Annotated in this window: 7 protein-coding genes; 5 read left to right on the forward strand and 2 right to left on the reverse strand. The window is 47.9% G+C overall.

Annotated features, from left to right (window positions below; translation table 11 throughout):
• The 4 genes from CAG65_RS03970 to CAG65_RS03985 form a co-directional block, all read left to right on the forward strand.
• A partial coding sequence (locus CAG65_RS03970) for a phospholipase effector Tle1 domain-containing protein (protein ID WP_237668740.1) occupies nucleotides 1–2,254 on the forward strand: 2,254 nt, incomplete at its 5' end.
• Nucleotides 2,255–2,980 (forward strand): DUF2931 family protein, encoded by a 726-nt coding sequence (locus CAG65_RS03975; protein WP_161452335.1) that lies wholly within the window; start codon nucleotides 2,255–2,257, stop codon nucleotides 2,978–2,980.
• A gap of 38 nt (nucleotides 2,981–3,018) precedes the next feature.
• Nucleotides 3,019–3,762: a DUF2931 family protein gene (locus tag CAG65_RS03980; protein WP_161447722.1), complete on the forward strand. Its 744-nt coding sequence runs from the start codon at nucleotides 3,019–3,021 to the stop codon at nucleotides 3,760–3,762.
• A gap of 45 nt (nucleotides 3,763–3,807) precedes the next feature.
• Nucleotides 3,808–4,542, forward strand: coding sequence for a DUF2931 family protein (locus CAG65_RS03985; protein ID WP_021705804.1), 735 nt, complete (start codon nucleotides 3,808–3,810; stop codon nucleotides 4,540–4,542).
• A gap of 26 nt (nucleotides 4,543–4,568) precedes the next feature.
• Here the strand turns inward: CAG65_RS03985 and CAG65_RS03990 are convergent, their stop codons facing one another.
• Together CAG65_RS03990 and CAG65_RS03995 are read right to left on the reverse strand one after the other, a co-directional pair.
• Nucleotides 4,569–5,006: a DUF411 domain-containing protein gene (locus tag CAG65_RS03990; protein ID WP_161447724.1), complete on the reverse strand. Its 438-nt coding sequence runs from the start codon at nucleotides 5,004–5,006 to the stop codon at nucleotides 4,569–4,571.
• A 9-nt stretch (nucleotides 5,007–5,015) separates the two neighbouring features.
• Entirely contained in the window at nucleotides 5,016–7,724 is a 2,709-nt protein-coding gene (locus CAG65_RS03995; RefSeq protein WP_161452339.1) for a heavy metal translocating P-type ATPase, read from the reverse strand.
• Nucleotides 7,725–8,047: 323 nt separating this feature from the next.
• Here CAG65_RS03995 and gltX point away from each other — a divergent pair, with 323 nt between their 5' ends.
• Nucleotides 8,048–9,472 (forward strand): glutamate--tRNA ligase, encoded by a 1,425-nt coding sequence (gltX, locus tag CAG65_RS04000; RefSeq protein WP_161452342.1) that lies wholly within the window; start codon nucleotides 8,048–8,050, stop codon nucleotides 9,470–9,472.
• The last annotated feature ends 22 nt before the right edge of the window (nucleotides 9,473–9,494 follow it).

Below are 9,494 nucleotides of genomic sequence, written 5' to 3' on the forward strand. Positions count from 1 at the left end.
GAGTAAGCCATTTCCATTTCCGCCCGAGACATCCATGTTCTGGAAGGACAATGCCTACGATTACGATGCGGCCGCAGAGGCGTACAGCAATGCAGGTACGCTTTCGGCGGTGAACCAAAAGCCGACGAAGGCGTCCGATGACCAGGGAGGTTATCCACCAGAGCACAGTGTTTTCTGGCAAGGCGGGACCGATAAAGCGGAACAACAGCAGTCGGTGAGTAGCAGTGCCAGTGAACTCAACTGGATTGAAATTCGCTTGGTGGATGAGCACAACCAGCCGTTTAACAGCGTGCCTGGAGTACTCAAAGATAGTGCGGGCAAGTGTTTTCCTGTCAAGGCCAGCCAAGGCAACATTCTATTATGTAATATTGCTCAAGGAGCCGTCGAGCTACAATTTGACAACCCTGCGTGGTTACAGGACTCGGAAGCGCGCAAACCATATCAAGGTGAGCAAGATCCTGTCTGTGTCTGGATTGAAGAAAACGTAGTGGGATATAAAGCCACCCCCAGACAACTTCTGAATGCCACGGCGGGGGATTTTGTCGTACTGCAACCCGAGCAAGTGTTGCCAGAGCGGCATCAAGCGGGCAAAGCCGATATGATAAATCTGGAGTCGGGGAACAGCTACCTGATCAAAGTGCGAGGGTTTAATTACATCACGCTTCGCGTCGGGATGTTCTTCGATGGCACAGGAAACAACACATTCAGTGCCCAATGGGGCAAGCAACAGTTTGAGCGGTATATTGGTGAATGGAAACAACGCTTTGAGCAAGGTAAAAATGAAATTGCTAAAAAAGCAGGGATTTCTCCTTCTGAGGTGAAAATTAAAGATTTACCCGGCAACTGTTTTAGTTATCCAAACGATCGTTTTTATTGGTTCTGGCAAGATGATGAGAGCGTTGATGGTAGTGCAACAAATGAACTGACCAACATACAAAAACTGTATGACCTTTATTCGAGTTTTGCTTTGGAGCCTCATACTCTCGATAAAAGTAGCACGTATATTTTGAAAGAATACGTAACCGGAATCGGCACAGGAAATGGTACTGCAATCGAGCCAGCCGATGAGTCCATTTTTCCAGGGCAGGCGCTAGGGACCGGTGACTATGGTGTGGTTGCCAAAGTATCGACGGGGATTGAACAGCTCTGTAACCGCATGTCTCAATTGTCTGTCGATATCGAACCTTATACGTTTGACGGGATAGGATGTATTGAGTTTGATGTTTTTGGTTTTAGTCGCGGGGCTGCTGCAGCACGTCATTTTGTTAACGTGATGGCTGAAGGAAGTCGTGGTGAATTGGCTCAAAACTTAGAAAAAGCGATGGTATCTCAGGGAATAGTTCTATCCTCCTCTTTCGCTTGGAATGAATCCCGAAATTGCTGCGCTAATTTTGTAGGGCTGTTTGATACTGTTGCGGCGATAGTGGATTTTGGACGGGCTGACTTCACTCCTCACAACAATGACAACGGCGATGTCCGGTTGTGGTTAGATCCTGCTAAAGTAAAGAGCGCAGTACATTTGACCGCGCATCCCACAACGGAATATCGTTACAACTTTTGTCTCAATAAGCTCAACCCTGCCGGGCATTTTTTAGAAGTCGTATTACCGGGAGCGCACTCCGATTTAGGCGGCGGATATCACGCTACGGGATATTATGACGATTCAGAGTATTTGCTCCCACGCTTGGAAAGTAAGTGCATTGCTAAAGTGCAGCGTCCTCACAATGATAATGTATACAGCTACGAAAGAACACGGGAGTATCTTAGCAAGCGACTAGATGTGGAACTGGCCAAGGAGGTCAGTTTAGGGTGGGAAGCCTCCAATTATACGAAAGAGTTTGTTTCCAGAGGTGCGGGCAACCGCCCAGTCTTGATCGGGAAACTATATAAAAAGAGAGTCGTAGAAGGTGATCTGTCAAGAATTTATCTCAGATTAATGTATGGCTTGGCACAGGCTAGGTGCGTTCCATTCCTTACAGATTCAGAAAAAGAATTCGATAATCAGGGACATAAACATTACAGGGTTGTTAGTAAAATTGGTGATCTGGATGTAAATGCGTTAGCTGGAAATGTACTGAAGTCTGCCTTACAAGATACAATCTACTCGGAGCTTACTAAAGTACGTCTCATGGATACATTACGCGCCGCTAATTTAATTCACCACTCTTCGGATAATGGTCTGGCTAACAAACCAAATAAACATAAAGTGACTGGTCAGTATATTAGGCAAGTTTTTGAATGTAAGGAAAGTTAAATGATCCGTTGGCTAGCCCTGTTTTGTACAGTATTCCCGTGTTTATCTGCACATGCTTTTGCCAGTGCCGCAAATATTCCAGATGACTTTTTAGCTTGGCGTATTGGTATAGCGTCTCCTTCATTTTATCCTGCTTATATCACTCAAGGGTATGGTGTTAATTCGGATGAGGATTGGACTTCACTTTTGCATAATCAGTTGCCCAGTGCGGCAATAGGCTCCACAAGCTTGAAAGGTGTTAGAAGTTTAGATCCTGACTATGATGGATTTGGTTTGTATATTGGTACAGGTGTTAATTACATAAGACAGGTAGCGGAAACGAACCATTTACCAGACACCGTATATTTATATTGGGTATCACTGTTTAATCAGCGCTTTTTTGTTACCAAGTTCGAACTTACGGATGATATCAAGCAACGCATGATGGTACTGACCACGAGTCCATACAATGCCAAACGCACTTGTTACCAAAGTGATTTGATTTTCGGATTATTACCGAATGGTCATGCCAAAGTTTGGATCGCCGGTTGCAATCGTTTTTCCTACCTGACAGAACTCGAACCCGCAGCAGAAAACAGTGAAGATACCGATGGACGTAATGCAGAAAGCTATCGTAGCAGTTGGACCTTTGAGCGCATTCAAAAGCGTGCTGATGAAGAGAAGGTTAGCTTGACGCCAATACCTTGGGACAAGGTCAATAAGATATACACTTTCAAACCAAGATAACTTGGTTACCGCAACTTTCACCTCTGGTCGACGATTCCATGAAATTGATATTGGCGTTGTTCTTGCTCCTTTTTGTCAATCAGGCTCGTGCATTTACTCATCTGCCTGAGTTACCAGACGATCTTAAGGCGTGGAGGGTTGGCATCACAATGTCATCTTTTTATCCCGCTGTTGTTAATAGAGGCTTTGGAGTGAATGAAAACGAGGACTGGACTTCATTATTGCATAATCATATGTCGGGAATGTCTGCCAGCCGCCTCTCCAATGTCCGTGTAGACTTCCCCGAATACGATGGTTTTGAGCTGTATTTAGGGCCTCCTGTTTCGTACGTACGTCAAATAGCTGAAACGAACCATTTACCAGATACGGTGTATCTCTATTGGACATCATTATTTAATCAGCGCTTCTTTGTCACTCAGTTTCACCTTTCAGAACAATTGAAAGCCAAGATGTTGATCCAAAAGCAGTTTTTCTACGACAACCGAATGAACTGTTACGAAAATGATTTAGTCTTTGGCTTGCTCCCTAATGGTCAGGCTAAAGTTTGGCTGTCTGGGTGCGGCACTTACACCTTTATCGATGAGATCGCGCCAGTGAAAGAGAGTGATAAAAGCATTGATGGCAGGGATGCAGCAAGCTATCGACAAGGCTGGGAATACCAAGATATTCTTGAGCGCGCAAAATCAGAGAATGCGACGATTGATCCGATCCCATGGGAGCGTGTAAATCAGGTTGTGACTTATCTTCGTCCAGACTTTAGAACAAAGACTTTTAGCCATTAAGCGATGTTATTGTGGACATCTCCCTCACTGAGTTAGGAATATCAATTGATTCGTCATTTAATTGCAGTGTTCGTTTTTGTTCTGAGTTTTCCGGTGTTGGCATTCGTTCGCTCTCCTAGCTTGCCTGAGGATTTTCCCCCATGGCAGGTTAGGATTAGCACTCCTTCATTCTATCCTGTAAAAGTAGGTCGTTCGTATGGCATCAATGAGGCACAAGATTGGACCTCACTGATGCACAATGACACGAGCGCTGCGGCAATGGCGGCAAGTCGTTTATCTAATATTAGAGCGTTGCTGCCTGACTATGACGGATTTGCTCTTCCCCTTGGATCCGGCAATAGACGCTTGCCTCAGATTGCAGCGATGAGATATTTACCTGATAGTATTTACGTTTACTGGACCTCACTGTTTGATCAGCGCTTCTTTGTCACTCAACTCAAGTTATCGAAAGAGATCAAAACTAAAATGTTGGCGAGGCAACAGTTTCTTTATAATAAAAATGTGAGTTGCTTTGAGAATGAAGTAGTTTTTGGTTTGCTCCCTAATGGTCAGGCTAAAGTTTGGCTGTCTGGGTGCGGTACTTACACCTTTATCGATGAGATCGCGCCAGTGAAAGAGAGTGATAAAAGCATTGACGGCAGGGATGCAGCAAGCTATCGAAAAGGCTGGGAATACCAAGATATTCTTGAGCGCGCAAAATCAGAGAATGCGACGATTGATCCGATCCCATGGGATCGTGTAAATCAGGTTGTGACTTACATCCGTTCAGATTTTAGGTAAGAAAGCCCCGTCTTACGGGGCTTTCTTTATTGGTTATAGCTGCTGAAGGTGTAGACCTGGCCTTGCTCGTTAAACGCATAAACATGAAACGCGTCTTTTTGGTCTCCGTACTCCATACCAGGTGAGCCAACAGGCATTCCCGGTACAGCTAAACCTTTGGCATTGGCTGGTGGGTTATCGAGAAATGCCTTGATATCTTTGGCTGGCACGTGGCCTTCAAACACGTAACCATTGATTTCAGCAGTATGACAGGAAGCGAGTTCAGGCTTAACTCCGTACTGCTGCTTCACGCTGTTCATGTCTTTGTGCAGCTTTTCTGTGACAGTAAAGCCAGCGTCACGCATGTGTTTGGTCCATTCGCTGCAGCAACCACAGTAGGGTGATTTGTGGTTAATGATTTCGGCAGCCAGTGCTTGTGTCGATAACGCGCTCAGAACCAGCAGCGAGAGTGTTTTTAGTTTCATATTGACCTCTTAAGAATCAAAAGTGGACTTAAATAATCTTAGTCGATTTGCGTTGCTGACGACTGTGATTGACGACAAAGCCATCGCCGCACCAGCAACGACCGGGCTTAACAGGAAGCCAAAGGCCGGATACAGAACTCCAGCCGCAACCGGAATGCCTAAGGAGTTGTAAACAAAGGCTCCAAACAGGTTTTGTTTCATATTTCTGATGGTTGCCTTCGACAGTTCAATCGCTTTGAGTACAGCCATTGGTGAAGAATTCAGTAAAGTCATCTGAGCACTTTCAATCGCCACGTCACTGCCGCTGCCCATCGCGATACCAATATCTGCTAACGCCAGAGCCGGAGCATCATTGATGCCATCACCCACCATGGCGACTTTACGTCCTTGTTTTTTGAGCGCTTCAATATGGCCAGCTTTTTCATCCGGCAGAACCTGAGCGATCACCTGATCAACGCCGAGCTGTTGACCGATAGCATCCGCAACAGACTGGTGATCACCAGTCAGCATCACGGTATGGATTCCCAACTGTTTCAATGCTTGAATCGTGTCTTGAGATTCGGCTTTCAGCGGGTCTGCAATGGCGACTAAGCCGATAAGCTTTTGTTCCTCGGCAATGGCCACGGGGGTCCAAGCATTGCGCTCTAACGTGGCCTGTGCCTCTTTCGCGATGCTCATATCCACGCCAGAGGAAGCAAGGTATTGCAGAGAGCCCACCGAGATACGCCGGCCTGCGATGGTGGCTTTAATACCTCGGCCCTTCACGTTTTCAAATGTGTCTACTTCCAGAGTATTCGCCTGATGCTCTCGTGCATACTGGCAGATGGCTTTGGCAAGTGGATGCTCTGACTGACGTTCGGCGGTATAAAGCAGCTCAAGCAGTGCCGGTTCGTTGATACCAAACGTAAACACCTGCTGCACACCGGGTTTGCCCTGAGTCAGGGTGCCGGTTTTATCGAACACCACCGTGTCGATTTTGCTGGCGGATTGAAGCACATCGGCGTCTTTGATCAGAATCCCCATTTCGGCAGCTTTGCCAACGCCAACGGTGACCGAAAGTGGCGTAGCCAGCCCCAGCGCGCATGGACAGGCGATGATCAGTACGGTTGTCGCGATAACCAACATATAACTTGCTCTTGGATCCGGGCCAACGGCAAACCAGATCAGCGCTGCCACAATGGCAATCGCGACTACCACGGGAACAAAGACCGCTGAAATCTGGTCAGCCAATTTGGCAAGGGCAGGTTTGCTGCTTTGCGCTTCACGGACCAGACGTATGATGCGTGCCAACATGGTCTGAGCGCCGATACCTGTGGCTTCCATTACCAGTGAACCATCACTGTTCAGTGTTCCGGCTGAGAGAGGTTCGCCAGTGTGCTTGATGACCGGAAGAGGTTCGCCGGTCAGCATCGATTCATCCACATACGATTCACCACTCACTACTTTTCCGTCGACCGGAATTTTCTCGCCCGGCTTGATGCGCAGTTGCATGCCGAGCTGAATTTGCTCAACCGCAATACTTTCGTCGCCTTGAGGGCCTATTAAAGTCGCGGTTTGAGGCTGCAGATTGATCAGAGCCTGCAGTGAACGGGTGGTTTTGGCTTTGGCCTTGGCTTCAATGTAATGACCGAGAGATATCAGGCCGACTATCATCGCACTGGCTTCAAAATAAACATGACGCGCGGCGGGGGGGAACCAATCAGAAAAAGCAATCACCAGCATCGAGTACAGCCAAGCCGACCCCGTGCCCAGAGCGACCAATGTATCCATGGTCGCTCGTTTGTGTTTCAGTGCCTGCCAGGCGTTGATAAAGAAGTCGCGTCCGGCCGTGGCCAGCAACCATAAGCAGAGCAACCCCACGATGCCCCAAGCGAACTGATCACTGGCATTGCGGATCATCATGTTGCCACCCAATACTCCCCATAACATAAGGGGGGCGCCGATGATTAAGCCTTTAATGGCGGCACTCAGGTGCCACTGTTGTTGCTGTTTCAACTGTTTGGCTTGCTCTTCCTGCTGCGTGGCAGGGTCGGCCACCAGTTTGGCTTTGTAACCTGCAGTGCGAACCGCATCGGTCAGGGATTGGGTCAACTGTGGCTGCGCCAGATTTGAAAAGACGATCGCACTTTGTTCAGCCAGGTTCACCTGCGCTTTGTCTACGCCCTCAACCGACAACAGAGCCCGTTCAACAGAGGAGACGCAGCTTGCGCAGGTCATGCCTTCAATCAACAGGTGAGTCGCAAGGCTATCCGGTGAGGCTTTTGTGTCAGGTGTATGTTGCGCCTGAGTTTGCGCGCTCACTTGTGCTTCATCTGCTTGTGGGGGTACGGCTGAGTCAGCCGGAATTGCTTGGTATCCCAGTGACTCAACGATCGCGATAATGTCTTCCGGGGCGAGAGGGGTGTAAACACTCAGGTGTTGAGTGTCGATACTGATTTCACTGACCGATTCAGTTGCTTCCAGTGCGGTGCGGACTTTGTTGACACAGTGGTCACAACTCAGCCCTGACAGATTCAGCTCAACATTATTGCCAGCCTGATAACCGAGCGCAGTAATATGGCGCCGGATTTGCTCAAACGACTTGGAGGTATTGACCACAACCTGTGTCGGAGACAGCTCGATAATTTCGGCGTCGGTGTTCTCTTGCAGGCTGCGCTCGACTTTTCTCGCACAGCCCATACAGCTGAGCCCGGAAAGGGCAATAGAGAAATGGTTCATGTTGAAATCCTTGCTTTTTGTTTACTGTAAATGAGCATAAACCTTGCCGCAAGGGTAAGGTCAAGCAGGAAAAATAAACAAAAACGTTGATTCAATTTGTGAGTGAATCCTTTGGATGCTTTTTCTTTCAAGATAGTTTCTTGCCGAATCGCCAACGATGCTTACTGAGGTTAGAAGAGGGGACGAGTACTTTATCCCCCCGGAGAACAAAAGTTTTCTTTAGGGCGAATTGTCGTGAATGTTTCTGGAGTGCTAGAATACCGCCCAACTATTGCTCGCGCTGATGATCTCAGCAGAAGTGTTCTCATAAAGGTAAATGACAAATGACGGTTAAAACTCGTTTTGCTCCTAGCCCGACTGGCTATCTTCACGTTGGTGGTGCACGTACTGCACTTTATTCCTGGTTATATGCAAAGAACCAGGGTGGTGAATTTGTTCTGCGTATCGAAGACACTGACCTGGAGCGTAACTCTCAGGAAGCCGTAGACGCGATTCTGGAGGGGATGAAGTGGATGGGGCTGGAGTGGGATGAAGGTCCTTATTTCCAATCTAAACGTTTTGATCGTTATGATGAAGTGATCGAAAAGCTGCTGGAGGAAGACAAAGCGTACAAGTGCTACGCGTCTAAAGAACTGCTCGAAGAGATCCGCGCAGAGCAGGAAGCGAATAAAGAGATGCCTCGTTACGACGCGAACCATCCGAAAGTAGTGGCGGCTAACGCGGCGGCAAAAGACGGTGACCCGTGTGTGGTACGTTTCCGCAATCCAAAAGAAGGCAGCGTGGTTTTCGATGATCAAATTCGTGGTCGTATCGAGATCAGTAACGCACAAATGGACGATCTGATCATCCGTCGTACGGATGGTGCACCAACTTACAACTTTGTTGTGGTGGTAGACGACTGGGACATGGGTATTACTCACGTTGTCCGCGGTGAAGACCACATCAACAACACGCCTCGTCAGATCAACATCTACGAGGCGCTGGGCGCACCCGTTCCGACCTTTGCTCATTGTGCGATGATTCTGGGCGATGACGGTGCGAAACTGTCTAAGCGTCATGGCGCGGTTTCTGTCATGCAATACCGTGATGAAGGCTACCTACCGAATGCTCTGAGCAACTATCTGGTTCGCTTAGGTTGGTCACATGGCGATCAGGAAATCTTCTCTCAAGAAGAAATGATCGAAATGTTTAGCCTGAACGCCATTTCTAAGTCTGCGTCGGCCTTTAATACCGAAAAGCTGTTGTGGTTGAACAACCATTATATTAAGACGTCTGATCCGCAGTACGTAGCTGAACATCTGCAATGGCACTTAGACAACCAAAAGCTGAACACAGACAATGGCCCGGTCATTACGGACGTGATTCAACTGGTCGGTGAACGTTGCCATACTTTGGTTGAGCTTGCGGAGCAAATTCGATACTTCTACGAAGATTTCTCTGAGTTTGAAGCGGGCGCGGCGAAGAAACACCTGCGTGGCGTGGCTAAAGCGCCATTAGAGTTGGCGTTGGCGAAAGTGGAAGCGCTGTCTGATTGGACTACCGAGAACCTGCATAACGTTATTAAAGAAGTGTGTGACGAACTGGAAATCGGTATGGGTAAGATCGGCATGCCGCTGCGCGTTGCAGTCACCGGTGGTGGTCAGTCTCCATCTGTGGATGCTGTTATGCAATTGATTGGTCGTGAGCGAGTGATTGCGCGTATTAAATTGGCGCTGAATTTTATCACTGAGCGAGAAGCTAACGCGTAAAAACATCAGCAATGTCAATGAC

The organism is Vibrio sp. V39_P1S14PM300 (genome assembly GCF_009904765.1).
GTDB classification, from domain to species: Bacteria; Pseudomonadota; Gammaproteobacteria; order Enterobacterales; family Vibrionaceae; genus Vibrio; species Vibrio proteolyticus.